Origin of the sequence: Bacillus sp. L_1B0_5 (genome assembly GCF_000836715.1) — a bacterium.
Classification (GTDB): domain Bacteria; phylum Bacillota; class Bacilli; order Bacillales; family Bacillaceae_G; genus Bacillus_A; species Bacillus_A thuringiensis_S.
The window spans coordinates 18,849-36,098 of record NZ_JXIS01000079.1; the positions used below are offsets into that span (position 1 = coordinate 18,849).

Consider the following 17,250-nt stretch of genomic DNA (forward strand, 5'->3'; position numbering starts at 1 on the left):
GTGTAAAAATAGAAAGGAAGACTAATATGGCAAAATTTATTTATCCTACAGATACAACAAGAGTAACAAGTGGTTTTAGAGGTAGTAGACCAGATCATCATGGGGTAGACCTTGCTGAAGCGGGCTATCATCCGATTTATGCAGCGGCTAGCGGTCAAGTTAGTCGTTCTTATTTTTCATCTAGTTATGGTGAATGTATTATGATTGTGCATACAATTGATGGAATTACATGGGAAACTGTATACGCACATATGCGTAGTGGTTCTCGAACAGTAAAAGAAGGTGATTATGTTTCACAAGGACAAACTATTGGAGTTATGGGAAACACGGGGGATTCTAGTGGCCAACACTTACATTTTGAATTGCATAAAGGACGTTGGAATGCGAGTAAAAGTAATGCTGTGAATCCGTTAGATCACTTGGGTAAAGATGGTGGTGGTAACAATACTGATAAACCAATTCAACCAGTAGGTCTGGGGATTGCTGTAAATAAATATCCAAATAATGGTGGTATTAATCTATATAGCCAACCACAAGGTGGACATTTTACGAGAGTAATTTATGATAAAACACCGTACCTTATCATAGATGCAGCATGGTTTGAAAATCCTATGATTTGTCTCGGAAACGAGGCATGGGCTGCTCTGGAACATTTCGATGTGCAATGGTTCAGTGCTTATTCAAAATATCCACCAGGTGGCGGTATTAATACGTATGATGGTCCTAACGGAAATTATACAGGTTTTGTAGATGGGTCTGTTCCGTATAGACTTTTAGGACGAAAAGATGGTTACCTGGGTATTGGAAATAATGCATGGGTAAAAGAAGAACATTTTGATGTAAAGTAGTATCTCGAAATCCATGAATATTAAATTAGATAAACAAAAAGCATTATATGATGATTTATCTCTGTAAACCGGTGGGCGAAGAGTAGAGAGAAATTAATGGAAGAGCAAGAGCAACTGATAAACAGTTGCTCTTTTTCTTTTTTAGCAGGTGAAGACAAGGAATTTATTAGAGATAATGCTGGCCGTATGGAGATTAGGTTACTAGATGTACTAAATAATGCAGTGAGAATTTTAAGTAATAAAAACGAGAGAATAAAAAGGAGATGTTCAGTAATGGAGATTAGAAAAAAATTAGTGGATTCAAGTAAATATGCTATAAAATGTCCCAATGCAATGAAGCCAGAATTCATCACAGTACATAATACGTACAATGATGCATCAGCTGAAAATGAAATTTCTTATATGATTGGAAATAATAATGCAGTTTCGTTCCATGTTGCGGTAGATGACAAAGAAGCAGTACAAGGTATTCCGTTTGATCGTAATGCTTGGCATGCTGGTGATGGTAACGGAAATGGTAATCGTAAATCCATCGGAGTGGAAATTTGCTATTCTTTAAGCGGTGGGGATAGATATTACAAGGCGGAAGATAATGCAGCAATTGTTATAGCTCAGTTAATGAAACAATTTAACATTCCAATTAGTAATGTACGTACACATAAATCGTGGAGTGGGAAACATTGTCCACACCGTATGCTTGACGAGGGAAGATTGGATCAATTCATTGAGAAGGTAAATAAAGCATTTAACAACAACAATAATAATAAACCAATTCAACCAGTAGGTCTGGGGATTGCTGTAAATAAATATCCGAATAATGGAGGGATTAATTTATATAACCAACCGCAAGGAGGATATTTTACGAGGGTAATTTATGATAAAACACCGTATCTTATTATAGATGCAGCGTGGTATGAAAATCCTATGATTTGTCTCGGAAACGAGGCATGGGCTGCTCTGGAACATTTCGATGTACAATGGTTCAGTGCTTATTCAAAATATCCACCAGGTGGCGGTATTAACACGTATGATGGTCCTAACGGAAATTATACAGGCTTTGTAGACGGGTCTGTTCCATATAGAATTTTGGCACGAAAAGATGGTTATTTGGCGATTGGAAATAATGCATGGGTAAAAGAAGAACATTTTGATGTGAGATAAGGTTAAAGAATTAGAGTCACTCGTATGAGTGGCTATTTAATTTTTGGATTGGAGTATGATTGGAAATAGAAAATGTCAGTAGTGTTCTATACTAAGTTGTTTTTATGTATTGATTCAAGAATAAAAGGAGTAGTTTAGTGCGTAATTTGTTTATGTTGAATTAAATAAGAAGTAGGAAAGAGGTGGTAAAATGGATAGTTTACAAGAGGTGAAGGGTGATGTTCAGGAAATAAGGCAAGATATTAAGGAAATACGATTAGAGATTAGAAGTTTAGAAATGCGGACGACAGGTAATGAAAAGGACATTATTAATATTAATAAGCAATTAGACAAAATCAGTGCTAATACAACTTGGATCCTACGCCTTATTATTGGTGGACTAATTGGAGCTGCTCTTACCTTCTTTTTGAAAGGAGGAGGTATGTAATGATTGAAATTACAGCAATGATTGGGGTTGTTGTAGGGATTTCACAAATTGCAAAAACAACTGGACTGCAAACAAAATATATTCCGTTATTTAATTTAACACTTGGCATTACGCTAGGTGTTTTATTTTTGTCTCAAGATATTAAAATGAATCTATTTCAAGGAATGATTAACGGATTATCAGCTAGTGGATTATTTGACCATACAAAAATTATAAAAAGGGATGCCGATAGAAAATGAAAAAGAAATACAAGCATATTTTATCCATAGTTGTTGCTATTATTTTAGTATTATCAATTGAAACAAATGTACTTGCTGATAGAATTCTATTTATTCCTGATTTACCAAAACAACCATACCGTTATGGTGTTGGAGCTTATGAAGGTGTTGTGGCACATTCTACGGCTACCCCAGAGGCACCAGCAATTAATATTCAAAAATATGAGTCTCGTACATGGCGTTCAGCGTTTGTTCACTACGCAGTGGATTGGGATGAAAAGGTTCAAATTGCATCTACAAATCATCAGGCATGGGGAGCAGGTCCAGCAGCAAATGCTAGATTTGTTCATGTTGAATTGTGTGAGACAAGTGATCCATTGAAATTTAAACGTTCATATGAAAAATATATAGAATTAATTGCGGAAATCTTGCGAGAACGAAATATTCATCCCTCTAAAGGATTATGGACACATAGGGATATTACTTATAAATTAGGTGGAACAGACCATGAAGATCCACTGGCTTATCTTCGTAGTCATGGCGTATCTGAGGCTAAGTTCCGAGCAGATGTGTTAAAGGTTTATAATGGGAGCACGGTTACAGTGGATACCAAATTACAAAAACCAAATGAAATATCTGGTACAGTAGAGTCGAATGGTATTGCATATATTGAAGGATACAATGTAAATCTCCGCTCTGGACCATCAACAGAAAATAGTGTTATTCGTAAGCTACAAAAAGGTGAGACTTATAAAGTATGGGGTAAATTAGGAAATTGGTTACATCTTGGTGATAACCAATGGATTTATTATGATTCTTCATATATACGTTACCAAGGAAATGAACCTGCTACAGTAATTGGTAAAAGGGTTATTTCAAAAGTAAATAATTTACGTTTCTATGATTCTCCATCTTGGCAGGATAAAGATGTTGCTGGTACTGTAGAAATAGGTTTAGGATTTATTATTGATGCAAAGGTAATTGTAAATAATTCACCACAATATAGAGTGCACAATAGTAAAGGTAAAACATATTATGTAACAGCAAACGAAGCCTATGTGTATGTGAAGTGAAAGAGAGGATCTGCTCTACTATGGGGAGATCCTCTTTTTTTTATTTATCTGTAGTATTTTAACTATCGACGCTCTTGTTGGTAGCAAAAAAGGTATAAAAAGCATTACAGCAGCAGTTGAGGAATTCACTGCGGATAAAAAAATATAGGAAATCAAAAAGAAGTAAAGCAAGGAGCCGAAACAAGTGATTATAAACATTTAGACAAGCAGCATTATGCATGGGTAATGGATAATTATTTAAAGGACATATCTGATGTGGCGACCCGATTTAGAATTTTAGAGGCTGATGCAGAAATTAAGGGTACTATAAACAAATCGTGGGTTTCAGAAGTAGGCGATGTTTTCTATAAAATGTCTTATCTCATCTCAAGTGTACGATATGTAGAACCCCCAACAGAATTAAAGGGTCTACATTCATCTATTTTAAAGGCGATGGATAACTTGCAATTTGTTATAGACAACTATGGAGATGCTGCGAGCCAAACAGATTTAGCGAAATTAGACAAATGTTTAAAATCGTTAAGAATTGCTAGGGATACAATAGACGAGGCGCGTAGTGAATTATCCACTTACGAATAATTATCATAAAAAACCAATTAGTATTACATAACATCCTCAAAAGTATATATGAAGTTTAACGTTTTCTTTGCGGTTAAGGAAACAGTAATCTCAAAGGTTTCAATTCTAATGCTTGGTACATGAAAGAGGATAACAAGCAAGGAATGGAAGGCGAAATATCAAAGCTGTTGAGTTCATGGACAAGGCTGGCATGAAGAAAGCGATATTTTACAAGAAAATGAGGGAATACGAGGAAATAAAATCATTAAAATTATATAAATAGATTTTATAGTTTTAGTATTTGACAATGTAATCACAGTCATTAGAGAGGATATAGTAGTCTGTGTAGGAACTAAACCAAAACTTACGTTAAGTATTAGCGTGATTTGGTTCTATTGCTATACAAAGGATATCATCACCATACTGAATAAAGTGAACAAAATATAAATTTGATTCATAAGTAAGAGGAAGGCACCTTAGGGTGTCTTTTCTTTTGTCCATTACACCCATTGTTTACACATTGATTTTTTATGTTCATTTGATATAATTATTACTACAGTAGTATTACAGTAATACCTTGGGTATATAATAAAAGAAGAGATGCTCTATACATCTCTTCTGGTAACTGTTGCCGTAAGGCGGGTAGTTACTAAATAAAGTTATTTTCTTTTTCTAGAACTTCCCTTTTGCTTCCGACGGCGTAGGGAGGTTCTTTTACGTTTTTTGCTAATATTATTCACCAGTTTGTTTCCATAACCGGTAACAAGAATTGTCAAAAATACTTTCAACAAATCCTGTAGCAAAGAAAGTAAATATTCCATCATAGGAGTCACCTCCTTTCCCTCTACATAAAAAAAGAGAAAGGACAGCAACCAACCACCCTACGTCATACAGTTAAATCTATTCTATCATACTAGTACAATCTCACCAATATAAACAAGACCATCATTATTAATAGTCCTTTTAGGTAGATGTAGAACAATTAATTACAACATATTTATAGCGTTATTAATATATAATAGTTTCGCCTTATGACCTTTATCATAAACTATTACATAGTATATATTTTTTGTACCACGCTTTGTTAATGTATTTAACCTTCGTAGGTGTTGAAGGTTTAGAACTATCCTTTAGTATAGTCATATCATTAGAACATCCTGTGGTATTTAGACAGAATGTAACTAATAAACATGATAGTAATAATTTATTCACATAATCACTTCTAATTCTTTATTAGTTAACTTTTTTTCATGAAATACGTTCTTTACTAATTTTACATTATACTAAAGTTCAGATAATATTCTTTTACTCATAAATTGTTACATTTGATCTAGGAAACTCTGTTAATATTGAACTACCCCCACTTTCATTTCTAAACGAAGTGAAAGTGGGGGTAGTTCAAAAGATCATGTAAATTGAAATTAATGTAAATATTATGCATTTTTGTAAAAGACATTCATTGACACTTGTGTATATAAGTAACTATACTCGTTACATCAAATTGAATGCGTATTAATACGATTTCATTCTTATTACAAACATCTAAATATAAAAATAGAAAATCTCAATTTGATAAATACAATGGTAGAGGTGTTTATTTTAATGAAGCACAAATTAATTGCAACAGGTATCCTTGCAGGAGCTATATTATCCTATTCTTCAAATATTTTAGCAGATACTCATAAATTCCCTGATGTTCCTACATGGGCTGATAAATCTGTTAATTATTTAGTGGATAAACAGGTATTGAATGGTTATCCAGATGGAACTTTTGGCTCAAATGACTCATTAGACAGAGCTTCGGCTACAAAAATTATGACAAAAGTTTTAGGGATACAAATTGATCCTAATGCAAAACCATCTTTTACAGATTCACAAAACCACTGGGCTACTCCTTATATTGCTGCTGCTGAAAAAGCTGGTATTGTTAAAGGGGAAGGTAATGGAATCTTCAATCCATCCGGAAAAGTAACTCGCGCTGCTATGGCTACGATGCTAGTAAATGCATATAAACTACAAAGCACACAAAATCATAATGATCAGGTTAGATTTGAAGATCTAAAAGGGCATTGGGGAGAAAAATATGCCAATATTTTAATAGATTTAAAAATCTCTAATGGTACCGAGAATGGTTGGCAACCAAATAGATTTATAACACGTGCTGAAGCTGCTCAACTTACTGCAAAAACAGATATGTTACAACAAAATTTAAACGATGAAAAAGAGGTTATTACTGCTACCTCATATGAAGATTTAAATTTAACAGTGGCTTCGAAAATTACAGCTCAAGAGATTGATAGTTTTATTGCAAAATATCATTCGGATAGTCCTTTAGTTGGCCATGGGCAAGATTTTATCAATGCGCAAAATCAATATGGCGTGAGTGCTCATTATTTAGCAGCGCATGCGATTTTAGAATCTGGATACGGAAAATCAGAAATCGCATATCAAAAACATAATCTATTCGGTCTACGTGCATATGATGGAGATCCGTTTAAATATGCGAAATATTTACCAAGCTACGGCGATAGCATTGCTTATAATGCTAATTATGTACGAGAAAGATATTTAGAAGAAAGTGGAATGTATTATAACGGGCCAACATTAACTGGCATGAACGTGAAATATGCATCAGATAAAGGCTGGGCTACAAAAATTGCGGGTATTATGGAACGTATTAAACCGTTTCATGTAGAAGACTATACATATGCAAAAAAATTACCAAAGAATCCTGAAACATTAGATGTCGACGCGTTATCTAATGAAATTCCATATAAAATGTATGCAGACGGTTCAAGGTCAAATGTTGTATCATCAGCTGCTTACTACCAGGTACCTTATCCATTTAATTTAAAAATTAAAAGTAGACCAGATGTAGCTGTCGAGGAGAATAAAGTTGGTACAGTAACTCCTGGAACAACCATCTTTATTTATCGTGAAGATCCAAATGGATGGGTAGAATTCTCTTTTGAAGCTAATGGAGAAAAATATTGGACATTAAAAAATAAATTAAGTATGTAATTAAAAAGATCTATTTCACTAGTTTTAATCTCATATAATTGAGAGACAAGTTTTTTACTTTCTTAAAATAAAGTTATGTATACAAGAAAAGTTAGAGAATTATTTTCTCTAACTTTTCTTCGCTAGTATTTGAAATTAAAAAGATGGTGGAGTTACTCCAAATATAACAGTGACTTTGTTTAAAGAAGTGTTTTCCCACTTATGCTTTGCATAAGGTGGGATTTTAACACTATCACCTGTATTGAGAAGTAAAACCTCATCATTTAGATATAGTTTTACTTGTCCTTCCATAATAAAAGCTATTTCTTCCCCTTTATGTGCCACAGGCTCCATAGATGAAGCAGTTTGAGGTAACAGATTCATTAAAGCTAATTCTAGTGCTCCATCTAAATTAGGAGATAATAGCTCATACGAAACATTGCCGCTTTCAGGAAAAGTTATTTTTTTCCTTTGATTAGCTCTTACAACTAATTCATCTGTATTGGTATCCTCTAAGAAAAAATTAAACAATGGAATATTTAATCCTACAGAAATTAATTTTAGTGTTTGTAATGAAGGATTTGTGATTCCTTTTTCAATCTGACTTAACATGGAAGGTGTTATATCAGCTAACTCTGCTAAACGCTTACTGGTTAATCCGGCATCTTTTCTAAATGCCATAATTTTGTGACCAACATTAATATCGTTCATATATGTAATCCCCTTTAAATAAGTAAAAAAAATTAAATAATTGTTAATTTTATTTACTTATACTTAATATATTGTTAATATATACTTAATTATAATAAATTATGATTAAGTTTAAAACATCATATGTACATATGGCAGCAGCTGCGAAAAAGATTTACTTAGAAACAAAGGGGCTACTATTTTTGAATATACAGCGGGCTATAGTAAAGCAGTAGAAGAAGGAAGAATACAAGTTAATAAGAATCAAATGTGCTATTTGATTGACGATGAAAAATCAAAGCATTTATTTTAAGGTTATGCAGTAGCTGCTACTCGTCTGAATAATTGATATACAAATAAAAGTTGATGAATCGCATCCTCTATTTGTATATCTACCTTGTGGAGTAGGATTTGGTGGTGTTTCGTTCGGTTTAAAAATTATTGTACGGGATCATGGACATGTAATTTTTGCTGGGCCTACCATTTTCCGTATATGCTAATAGGTATGATGACCGGATTATATGATGGGATTTCCATACAAGATTTTTAATGAAAAGGATTCTAATAAGTAAAGGACAACTTAAGAGTAGACTTCAATGCTGTATTGTAAAATTTTTAAGGAAGTGAAAATAGTATGAAATCAGCTTTAAATAGTATTATGATCTCCTCGATTCTTGCAGTAGGAGGGATCCTTTCGCTTTTGTTTAATTTAATGGGGGATCAAGATTGGATCTGGAATTGGGTAGGGTTATTACTGGCATATCTATCTTTGGGCATTTTAATAGGTTTATATAATAAAACTGTGGATCACAAAACATTTCCTAAAATACTAAAAAGAACTTTGTTTATTTCCTTTAATGCTATTATATTAGGGATAATAATAGGGGTAACATACCAACTATTAGGAAAGTGGAATCTTACTATAATGATGTATTATTGGTTGATAATTTTATTATTACATTTAATTACTATAATAACATTAGTCATCCTAGTATTCGAAAACCGTAATAGTAAAAATTACAGCTTACTATATAGTTTTATTATACTTTTAAACATTGTCCTTACCTTAGGACCAGTATTATTTCCAGTAGTTCTAACTATTATAGGAAATGCCATGAACGCTAGTGCAGGGCACTAATTTTCACCTATATAGATTATTAAAATGATTAGTCCAAAATTGTGATTGGTTAAGTTAAAAAACTTAATAAGCTAATAGGATAATAAAACTAAACGAAATAAAGTGGAATGATTTGATAGAAAGAAGATTATAATATGAAAATTAAGCTTAAGAAAAAGAGAATTATAAGTGTATTGTTGGCTATTACATTAGTAGCAATAGGGTATTACATGTTTCAATCTATTACGAATCCTAAGCTGGTAAATGCGGAAGAGGCAAATAGTGTTCAACAAGTGAGCAGTCTACCTAAAAATGAATTGAAAAAATCGATACCTAATCGTTTTGATGGTAAAGAAAGAAAAGTTGTATATTTAACTTTTGATGATGGACCAGGAAAATATACAGCTAATCTATTAGATGTATTAAAGAAAAATGATGTGAAAGCAACATTCTTTTTAATTGGCGATAACGTGAAAAGGTTCCCAGATTTAGTGAAACGAGAGCATGTAGAAAACCATTATGTGGGCATGCATAGTATGACACATGATTTTAAAAAGCTGTACACCAATCAGGAATATGTTAAGGAAATGAAAGAAGATCAATCTTTAATTAGAAATGTTATTGGAAACACACCGAAATTAACACGTCCACCATATGGATCAATGCCTGGCTTAAATGAATCACTTCGAAATGAAGTGGTCGGAAATGATTTGAAAGTATGGGATTGGACAATTGATTCTTTAGATTGGAAATACAATAAATTACCTGTGGATGTAGCGGCCGCAAAAATTGTTCAAAATGTCTTAGCAGGTGCGACGTCTTCAAAGGAAATTGTTTTAATGCACGATATTCATCCACAATCTGTCGCAGCCGTTCCAGCAATAATAAAAGGATTAAAAGAAAAAGGGTATGAATTTGAAGCTTATGATGAGAATAATCATTTTCCAATAAACTTCTGGCATGATAATCGTATATAAAGAGATGTATTAGTTAAAAGAAAATCAGAATGGAATAAGCAAATCATATAGGGTTTAAATATTTGTAAGAGCGTGTTTAGGTAGATGAAACACGCTCTTTTTACTGGGCTATTTTTTATTTATATTAGGAGGAATGAAAAACTATATTTAAACGACTATTAGTATTACTTATTGGCGCTCTATTATTATTCGGTTTAGCTGCTTGTGAAAGTGTTAAATCCGTGACAAGTAATGTCACAGTTGGTAAGGTAATTGAAGAATTTAAAGCTGCAGGATTAGAAGCGGAAAATCCTAGTGATCTACTAGAAAAAGAATTTGGAAATACTAGAAAAGAAGCAAAGCGCATTCTTACTCCGGCATTAGGTGAAGATAGCGGCGGTAGAATATTTGAGTTTAAAAACAAAGAAGATCTTGAAAAAGCTAAGAAATACTATGACGATTTAGGTAATGGTAATCAAATGCTACTCTCTCATACTTACGCAAAAGGTAATTTTCTTATACAAATGAATGGTGAAATGGAAGATGCCCAATTTAATAAATATAAAGAAGTTATGGATAAAGTAATTAAGTAAATTAAAGAATCCGCTTTCATTTCTCTGAAACCATGTTAGAATTATCTTTGGATGGGAGTCCAATACATATTATTAAAATTAAAGTGGTTATTAAGTCGGAGAAAGGCACCTTAAGGTGCCTTTTCTCTTTGTTAACGTTTGTAAACACCAGTCCAAGTACCATATCCATCTTGATTCGGATAAGCTTCTTTTAAATAATATGTTTTGTTACATTTAATCATTGTCGCAGGCATTGAACCTTTTGTTTTGAAATTCATTTGCCATGCTGTTGGTGGAGTTTTGCTGCAATCAACCTGGCTTGCATCAGTGTAGGCAAAAGCGCTTCCTGTTCCACCTAATACAATACCTGCTGCTAAAGCTCCAACTACTAATTTCTTAAACATAAAAATTCCCCCTCAAATATTTTTTGTAACTTTCACAATAACCTTACCACGTTTTACAAATAATGTTAGTTCTTTAAACTTGATAAAATAATATTAGAATATTAAGAAATTAAAACATTGAATAACTTTATTTGTAACGCGTTCTAAAATCAGAACGTGATTATGCTTATTAACAATGATATTATTTCGTTATTCACCACAATCATGTAGCTTAATTAAAAAAATGAAACCTGTTAGAGTTTATTTAGTATGCAGATTGTTAGAAAGCTGATATCAACTCTTTTAGAAAACAGAAAAAATCTAGTTGACGGACTCTTACTTAATCTTAGCCTGATAGCGATGGGGTGCCACCCTATGCCCATCAAGCTAACATTTTGAAGTACGCCCTAAACAAAATTTTTATTCATTCTTTTTTTCCTTATAATTCGATCTTGTAATCGCTGTTGTTCTTTTATCAGTCATTCCTACATAAGCGTTGGATATATTGCAGGTTTGTCCAGACTGAAAAGAGCTTATTAAACCATCCATTATTCGCATTCTTCTTCATATATTTGTACCACAATTATTTTTTTGTTGTTAAAACTAGTTTTTAAGAAGCATATGCTTTAGCAACTGCAGAAATTCTGTATCACTTTTATCATCTTTTATATAATCCTGTTCGTAGTTAAAAATCATTCGTACTAACATAAAAGCTGTAAGCGGTAATGGGACCTTATGCAAAGCTCCTTGCTGATAACCTTTTTCAAGTAAATTACTTATCATGTTAATTGCTTCTTCTTCAGATTGTTTAAAACAAGTTGTAATTTCAGGTGAATGGTACTCTTTATATTCTTGAAAGAGTGTAGAAACAAATGGATCTTGATGATATTCTAGGCTGATATAATGAAGAATTTTTTGTATTCGAAGTAAAACATCTTTTTCTTCTTTATATAAATTAAATAATTGTGAGCGCTTAAGCTGAATATGACGCATATAGCAGTCGCATAATATTTCAGTTTTATCTGTATAGTAATAATAAATAGTACCTTTACCAACTTTAGCTGTCTTTGCAATTTCATCAACTGTTGTGTTACGGACACCACGCGTAGAGAACAGTATTGTGGCAGATTGAATGATTTTCATCTTTTTATTTTCTTTTTCTAATTTGATCATTGTCTACACCCTATCCTTGAAATATTTAGCGAAGTTTTCTGTCTTTACATTCTGTATCAGTTCATTTGTGATTTTGTAACACTTAATAGAAAGTCTTTTATTTGCTTCTTATAGAATAACATACACCATTCTTATTTCTAGTATATAACTATAATAGAATGCAACTTTATAACCTAGGGATAAAGTTGAAAGTTTGAGGTAATAATTTTTATAATCGGACGATGAGAATTCAAGTGAAAGGGGACAGTGATTTCTTTCTTGAGTGAATTATTTGATTTTTTATTTAATTCATTTTATTATATAGACATGACTAAAAGATGTTTTTAGTCGGATTTTTTTACGGAAAACCGACTGATATTGGATTTTAGTCGGTTTCTATACTATTTGAGAGAAGGTAGACACTATGTGTGGAATTGCAGGGTGGATAGACTGGTCTAAAGACCTGTCTCATGAACAAGAAACGTTAAAAAAAATGACAGATGCTATCATTCACCGAGGACCTGACGCAGAGGGGCATTGGTTTTCAAAACGAGCGGCATTAGGTCATCGACGTCTCATCGTCATTGATCCTGAAGGTGGCCTTCAACCTATGCTCTATAAAGATGGAAATGATACAATTGGCCTTACGTTCAATGGAGAGATTTATAATTATCAGGAATTACGTAAAGAACTTGAGGAGAAAGGTCATGAATTTCAGACCAAGTCGGATACAGAGGTATTACTACATGCTTACTTAGAATGGCAAGAAGATTGTGTTCAACACTTAAATGGGATTTTCGCTTTTGGTATTTGGGATGAAAGATTTGGGAAATTGATGCTTGGTCGTGACCATCTAGGCGTGAAGCCTTTATTTTTCGCTCAAAGGGGAAGCGCAATTCTCTTTGGTTCAGAGTTAAAAGTTTTACTTTCGCATCCACTTGTAGATGCTGAGGTAGATAAAGAAGGACTTTCTGAAATATTCTGCCTTGGACCAACACGTACTCCTGGTCATGCTATTTTCAAGGATATACATGAAGTGCGTGCTGGCCATTATATGACGTTTACCTCTAATGGCTCGACTACGACACAGTATTGGAAACTTGAAAGTAAAAAACATGTTGATGATATTGATACAACAGTCGAGACAATCCGCTCCATTTTACAAGATACGGTTAAACGTCAGTTAATTGCTGATAAACCAGTGGTATCTATGCTTTCCGGAGGTTTAGATTCCAGTGGTTTAACAGGTTTAGCAGGAAATGAATTTGGGAATAAAGGGGAACGTCTTCATACATATTCCCTGAATTTCATCAATGATGAAAAAGACTTTGAGCAAGACTTCCTTCGTTTTGATCGTGATGAACCTTGGGTGAAACGTGTGGCTGAATATGTAGGAACAAAGCATCATTCTATAGAGTTAGGATCAGATAGTTTAATAGAGTATTTATTAACTCCAATGCGAGCGCGTGATCTACCTGGAGTTGGAGAACTAGAAACGTCTCTTTATTTGCTATTTAAGGAAATGAAGAAAGACGCAACAGTTGCCCTTTCAGGCGAATCCGCAGATGAAGTATTCTCAGGGTATCCATGGTTCCATCAAGAGAAGTTTCTAGATGCAGAGATATTCCCTTGGAGTGTTAATTTATGGTATAGTACAGAAATTCTATCAGAGGATTTTAAAGCGAAGATTAGCCCTGAAAAATATCAAAAACAAAAATTTGAAGATGCAGTTGCTGAGGTTCCCTTTTTAGAAGGTGAAAGTGATCTGCAAATGAAGCAACGTCAAATGTCTTACATGTTTATTACACGTTTCTTGCCATTTATGCTGGAACGAAAAGATCGCACAAGTATGATGAATGGCTTTGAAGTAAGAGTTCCATTTTGCGATTACCGGCTTGTAGAATACTTATGGAATGTCCCATTCGAAATGAAAAGCATAGACAATATTGAAAAAGGTATTTTACGTCGAGCTTTTGAAAATGTACTTCCTGAAGATGTACGTTATCGCAAAAAAAGTGCATATCCAAGCACAAAGGATGCCTCTTATCTACAAGGTATTAGTGATTGGATGTTACATGTGTTGAACAATCCTGAATCACCTATTTTGCCATTAATTAATGTAGAAAGAGTTCGTGCTATTGCAGAAGGAAAAGACGAAGTAATTTCAGGTAATGATGCACGAGGTATAATAGATTATTTACTTCAAGTTAATAGTTGGCTTCAGGAATATAATATTAAATTAGTATGGTAGATGTAATTTTCAAATAAAGAGAATAGCTGAAACATCAATGACTTAAGTGAACCGCACCTCAAATGTATTAGATAGTTATCTAATACTTGGAGATGCGGTTTTATTATTTTGGGGTAACTAGTTCTATTAGTATAATAGCGATGTGTTAGTTCTAAAAACTCAAGAAAGCTTTAGAATACTATTATAGTTGGTCAAGAACATGAACTAGACATCTAATTATTTCAGAGGATTTCTCGATTTGCTCTGGATCAAAATCTGAAAGGTTCGCATTAAGAATATGTTTTAGTTTTTTCTCTCTTTCTAAGTGACAATTTAAACCACTAGGCGTAAGTTGGACATTGACAACTCTCCGGTCGTTATTTGAACGAACACGCTTAACGTAACCAGCCTGTTGTAATCCATTGATTAATTGAGTAATACCAGCGGCGGTAGTTTCTGCTCGATCAGCTAATTCTTTGACTGACAATTCGCCTTCTTCAGCTAATACTTTAAGGGTTCGAGCATGGACCATTGAAACTGCCCCTAATGTACGAGTAGCTCGCCCTCTTAAACGTCCATCGGCTGCAGTCAGACTATATATAGCCTGACTAAGTTCGTCTATCGCAGTTAACTTATTTGAAGAATTTTTCATAACATCACCATTTTCCCATTAACTAAGTACTTAATTATATGGAGTTAACATTAACATATGAAAAAGAGTAGAGTCAAATTAAGTAGAGACTGGCTATTCATTTTCCAAGCAATATTATATATGCTCACCTTAAATCATCAATAAAATAATAAGACGACGTGGTTTGTAGTCTTGACAAAAGTACATATTATACTTCATTATTTTGATTAAGTACTTAATTATTAAGTACTTAATCAAAAACGTAAAGGATGATTATTATGACTCAACGTTCACAATCTCAAGGATGGGCTTTAGATATAGCCCTTGCACTTGGTGGGTTTGATGCTTTGCATCCTGAAGCAAAGGCAACTATGGAACAGTTAGGACACGATCACACTGATTTTGATAAAGTTTTTTCTCAAGTAAAGAGTGGAGCAATGATACCAAAAGCATGGGCGACGGTTGCTTCTCAGGCTCAAGAACGTGCAAAACATTATGAACAAAAAGGATTCACTGTTACTGCTCGTGATCTATATCAGCGAGCTGCTGTTATGTGGGGACGTGCACAATATTCATATTTTAATGATGATCCACGAAAATTGGCATTTCGAGAACGTTGTAACGAATGTGTGGCAGCTATTTCATCACTTGGAGGAGGAACAGTACAACGTATAGTACTAGAGTTTGAAGGCAAACAGATATATGCACTACTTCATTTGCCCTCAGGTGAAGTTCAGAATGCACCAGCAGTAATATTAGGTCCAGGTATGGATATGATTAAGGAAGACTATATACAAATTGCACAACGTTATTATACGTCTCGTGGTATTGTAGCTCTATCAATTGAAGGACCGGGTCAAGGTGAATCTGTATCTGAAGGTCTAAAAGTTGATTTGACTAATTACGAACGCGCCGTTAGTTGTTATATCGATTTCCTATCAAAACGACCTGAGGTTGATTCAAAGCGTATTGGATTTTTTGGTATCAGTATGAGCGGCTATTGGGGGATGCGAGCTGCTGCGAGTGATAATCGTATAAAGGCTATAGCAACTTTTGAAGGTGTATATGGTGAATTTGATACCATCTTTAACAGAGCGCAGCCGAGTTTCAAAGCAAATTTTATGTACATGTCTGGTTACACGGATGAAGTTGCTTTTGAAAACGAGTTGAGTAGCCAGATGAACCTGTGGAAATTGGCGCCAAAGATTACTTGTCCAGTCTTCATGGGAATAGGAGAATTTGATGAACTTACCCGTTTGGAAGAAGCATTAAGTCTTTATGAGTTTGTAGAAGCACCAAAGGAGATATGCGTCTATGAGAATGAATTTCACCCGCTTGGTGGAGTAGCTGCAGAAATTTTTCGTTTTGGTGCAGAGTGGGTGGAACTTGCACTTGAAGGAAACTTTAAAGCTAACCATGATGAGCGTTATTACATGCATCGTGATGGGGGTGTTACTGAAGGGACAGCTTTTCCAACTTATTGGCTTGGTGCCCAGCCGGCGGAAATTAAAGCACGCAAAAAGTGTAATAAATTAAACGCTTGTAATAATTAACAAATTTATACTGATTAAAAAAGAAAACAACAAAAATAGTATGTAGCTTTTTTACACTATTTTTGTTGTTTTCTTCAAATTTTTAGACTCCTCATAATTATGGACATTGATGAGGATATTCAAAGTGCGGAAGACTTCGAATTGCTGAAAAACACGGAGGAAAGTTACAGGAAATGTTAAGGGATGTATCATTTTAGCCAAGAAGACTCCTTCCTCTAGGAGCGTGAAGGGTCACAGCCCAGTGAGTAGGTGGGAGATGAATTGGCTTCGAACAAGGGATGGCAGGAAGCCATCTTAATTGTTCGACATACAGAAAGTGTTACTCGACTACCTATCGAATGTACGTTTGGTGTATAATAGTCATATACCGAAATGGGGGTGAATTAAATAATGATGAATAAAGCCTATAAGTTTCGTATCTATCCAAATCAGGCACAAGCAATTCTAATCAACAAAACGATTGGGTGTTCTCGCTTTGTATTCAATCATTTCCTATCCTTATGGGATCACGCATACAAAGAGACAGGAAAAGGCTTGACCTATGGTACATGCTCTGCCAAACTACCTGCCATGAAGAAAGAGCTTGTTTGGCTAAAAGAAGTGGATAGTATTGCGATTCAGTCGTCTGTTCGCAACCTTGCGGATGCTTATACACGCTTTTTCAAAAAACAAAACAGCGCA

The 17,250-nt window shown here is 34.0% G+C and carries 18 protein-coding genes and 1 pseudogene; 14 read left to right on the forward strand and 5 right to left on the reverse strand.

Translation table 11 applies throughout. The features are described 5' to 3' along the window. Nucleotides 1-26: 26 nt before the first annotated feature. From RT27_RS23285 to RT27_RS23310, 6 genes are all read left to right on the forward strand, one after another. A complete protein-coding gene (locus RT27_RS23285) occupies nucleotides 27-848 on the forward strand; it encodes a M23 family metallopeptidase (RefSeq protein ID WP_043937674.1) in 822 nt (273 codons plus the stop codon). A gap of 273 nt (nucleotides 849-1,121) precedes the next feature. Further along, nucleotides 1,122-2,009: an N-acetylmuramoyl-L-alanine amidase family protein gene (locus tag RT27_RS23290; RefSeq protein WP_043937685.1), complete on the forward strand. Its 888-nt coding sequence runs from the start codon at nucleotides 1,122-1,124 to the stop codon at nucleotides 2,007-2,009. A gap of 190 nt (nucleotides 2,010-2,199) precedes the next feature. Further along, entirely contained in the window at nucleotides 2,200-2,436 is a 237-nt protein-coding gene (locus RT27_RS23295) for a hemolysin XhlA family protein (protein ID WP_000377827.1), read from the forward strand. Then, a complete protein-coding gene (locus RT27_RS23300) occupies nucleotides 2,436-2,675 on the forward strand; it encodes a hypothetical protein (RefSeq protein WP_043937675.1) in 240 nt (79 codons plus the stop codon). Before RT27_RS23295 ends, RT27_RS23300 begins: the two co-directional genes overlap by 1 nt. Beyond that, the gene (locus tag RT27_RS23305) at nucleotides 2,672-3,727 is read left to right on the forward strand and encodes an N-acetylmuramoyl-L-alanine amidase (protein WP_043937676.1); all 1,056 of its coding nucleotides are present in this window, start codon (nucleotides 2,672-2,674) and stop codon (nucleotides 3,725-3,727) included. The genes RT27_RS23300 and RT27_RS23305 overlap by 4 nt, the downstream gene beginning before the upstream one ends. Nucleotides 3,728-3,982: 255 nt before the next feature. Beyond that, on the forward strand, nucleotides 3,983-4,306 hold the full coding sequence (locus RT27_RS23310; protein WP_229145242.1) for a hypothetical protein: 324 nt from the start codon (nucleotides 3,983-3,985) through the stop codon (nucleotides 4,304-4,306). Nucleotides 4,307-4,944: 638 nt separating this feature from the next. Here RT27_RS23310 and RT27_RS35350 read toward each other — a convergent pair. Then, nucleotides 4,945-5,109 (reverse strand): hypothetical protein, encoded by a 165-nt coding sequence (locus RT27_RS35350; protein ID WP_176328733.1) that lies wholly within the window; start codon nucleotides 5,107-5,109, stop codon nucleotides 4,945-4,947. Between the two features lie 778 nt (nucleotides 5,110-5,887). Here RT27_RS35350 and RT27_RS23315 point away from each other — a divergent pair. Further along, complete coding sequence (locus tag RT27_RS23315) at nucleotides 5,888-7,306, forward strand: S-layer homology domain-containing protein (RefSeq protein ID WP_043937678.1); 1,419 nt, start codon at nucleotides 5,888-5,890, stop codon at nucleotides 7,304-7,306. A gap of 135 nt (nucleotides 7,307-7,441) precedes the next feature. Here the strand turns inward: RT27_RS23315 and RT27_RS23320 are convergent, their stop codons facing one another. Beyond that, nucleotides 7,442-7,996 (reverse strand): helix-turn-helix domain-containing protein, encoded by a 555-nt coding sequence (locus tag RT27_RS23320; protein ID WP_043937679.1) that lies wholly within the window; start codon nucleotides 7,994-7,996, stop codon nucleotides 7,442-7,444. A 145-nt stretch (nucleotides 7,997-8,141) separates the two neighbouring features. Between RT27_RS23320 and RT27_RS35855 the strand changes: the two are divergent. The 4 genes and pseudogenes from RT27_RS35855 to RT27_RS23335 all read left to right on the forward strand — a co-directional run. Then, nucleotides 8,142-8,519: pseudogene (locus tag RT27_RS35855) on the forward strand (D-serine ammonia-lyase); the annotation flags it as partial. A gap of 90 nt (nucleotides 8,520-8,609) precedes the next feature. Next, nucleotides 8,610-9,113: a DUF3902 family protein gene (locus RT27_RS23325; protein ID WP_043937680.1), complete on the forward strand. Its 504-nt coding sequence runs from the start codon at nucleotides 8,610-8,612 to the stop codon at nucleotides 9,111-9,113. A gap of 134 nt (nucleotides 9,114-9,247) precedes the next feature. Further along, nucleotides 9,248-10,069 carry a peptidoglycan-N-acetylglucosamine deacetylase gene (locus RT27_RS23330; protein WP_016083086.1) on the forward strand — a complete coding sequence of 274 codons (822 nt, stop codon included), beginning with the start codon at nucleotides 9,248-9,250 and terminating at the stop codon, nucleotides 10,067-10,069. A 143-nt stretch (nucleotides 10,070-10,212) separates the two neighbouring features. Further along, entirely contained in the window at nucleotides 10,213-10,641 is a 429-nt protein-coding gene (locus RT27_RS23335) for a hypothetical protein (protein ID WP_043937681.1), read from the forward strand. Between the two features lie 131 nt (nucleotides 10,642-10,772). Here the strand turns inward: RT27_RS23335 and RT27_RS23340 are convergent, their stop codons facing one another. Next, complete coding sequence (locus RT27_RS23340) at nucleotides 10,773-11,024, reverse strand: hypothetical protein (protein WP_043937682.1); 252 nt, start codon at nucleotides 11,022-11,024, stop codon at nucleotides 10,773-10,775. A gap of 582 nt (nucleotides 11,025-11,606) precedes the next feature. Beyond that, nucleotides 11,607-12,176 carry a TetR/AcrR family transcriptional regulator gene (locus tag RT27_RS23345; RefSeq protein ID WP_000593069.1) on the reverse strand — a complete coding sequence of 190 codons (570 nt, stop codon included), beginning with the start codon at nucleotides 12,174-12,176 and terminating at the stop codon, nucleotides 11,607-11,609. Nucleotides 12,177-12,579: 403 nt separating this feature from the next. On the opposite strand from RT27_RS23345, the gene asnB reads away from it, so the two are divergent. Next, nucleotides 12,580-14,406: an asparagine synthase (glutamine-hydrolyzing) gene (gene asnB / locus RT27_RS23350; protein ID WP_000333853.1), complete on the forward strand. Its 1,827-nt coding sequence runs from the start codon at nucleotides 12,580-12,582 to the stop codon at nucleotides 14,404-14,406. A gap of 181 nt (nucleotides 14,407-14,587) precedes the next feature. On the opposite strand, the gene RT27_RS23355 is transcribed toward asnB, so the two are convergent. Then, entirely contained in the window at nucleotides 14,588-15,037 is a 450-nt protein-coding gene (locus tag RT27_RS23355) for a MarR family transcriptional regulator (RefSeq protein ID WP_043937683.1), read from the reverse strand. Between the two features lie 257 nt (nucleotides 15,038-15,294). On the opposite strand from RT27_RS23355, the gene RT27_RS23360 reads away from it, so the two are divergent. Continuing rightward, nucleotides 15,295-16,569 (forward strand): alpha/beta hydrolase, encoded by a 1,275-nt coding sequence (locus tag RT27_RS23360; RefSeq protein ID WP_043937684.1) that lies wholly within the window; start codon nucleotides 15,295-15,297, stop codon nucleotides 16,567-16,569. A gap of 390 nt (nucleotides 16,570-16,959) precedes the next feature. After that, nucleotides 16,960-17,250 (forward strand): helix-turn-helix domain-containing protein (locus tag RT27_RS23365; RefSeq protein ID WP_156137714.1); only part of this gene is annotated, 291 nt, incomplete at its 3' end.

Coding starts and splice junctions, on each gene's coding strand:
- RT27_RS23285 (WP_043937674.1), top strand. CDS start 27: ATGGCAAAATTTATTTATCCTACAGATACAACAAGAGTAACAAGTGGT.
- RT27_RS23290 (WP_043937685.1), top strand. CDS start 1,122: ATGGAGATTAGAAAAAAATTAGTGGATTCAAGTAAATATGCTATAAAA.
- RT27_RS23295 (WP_000377827.1), top strand. CDS start 2,200: ATGGATAGTTTACAAGAGGTGAAGGGTGATGTTCAGGAAATAAGGCAA.
- RT27_RS23300 (WP_043937675.1), top strand. CDS start 2,436: ATGATTGAAATTACAGCAATGATTGGGGTTGTTGTAGGGATTTCACAA.
- RT27_RS23305 (WP_043937676.1), top strand. CDS start 2,672: ATGAAAAAGAAATACAAGCATATTTTATCCATAGTTGTTGCTATTATT.
- RT27_RS35350 (WP_176328733.1), bottom strand. CDS start 5,109: ATGATGGAATATTTACTTTCTTTGCTACAGGATTTGTTGAAAGTATTT.
- RT27_RS23315 (WP_043937678.1), top strand. CDS start 5,888: ATGAAGCACAAATTAATTGCAACAGGTATCCTTGCAGGAGCTATATTA.
- RT27_RS23320 (WP_043937679.1), bottom strand. CDS start 7,996: ATGAACGATATTAATGTTGGTCACAAAATTATGGCATTTAGAAAAGAT.
- RT27_RS23325 (WP_043937680.1), top strand. CDS start 8,610: ATGAAATCAGCTTTAAATAGTATTATGATCTCCTCGATTCTTGCAGTA.
- RT27_RS23330 (WP_016083086.1), top strand. CDS start 9,248: ATGAAAATTAAGCTTAAGAAAAAGAGAATTATAAGTGTATTGTTGGCT.
- RT27_RS23340 (WP_043937682.1), bottom strand. CDS start 11,024: ATGTTTAAGAAATTAGTAGTTGGAGCTTTAGCAGCAGGTATTGTATTA.
- RT27_RS23345 (WP_000593069.1), bottom strand. CDS start 12,176: ATGATCAAATTAGAAAAAGAAAATAAAAAGATGAAAATCATTCAATCT.
- asnB (WP_000333853.1), top strand. CDS start 12,580: ATGTGTGGAATTGCAGGGTGGATAGACTGGTCTAAAGACCTGTCTCAT.
- RT27_RS23355 (WP_043937683.1), bottom strand. CDS start 15,037: ATGAAAAATTCTTCAAATAAGTTAACTGCGATAGACGAACTTAGTCAG.
- RT27_RS23360 (WP_043937684.1), top strand. CDS start 15,295: ATGACTCAACGTTCACAATCTCAAGGATGGGCTTTAGATATAGCCCTT.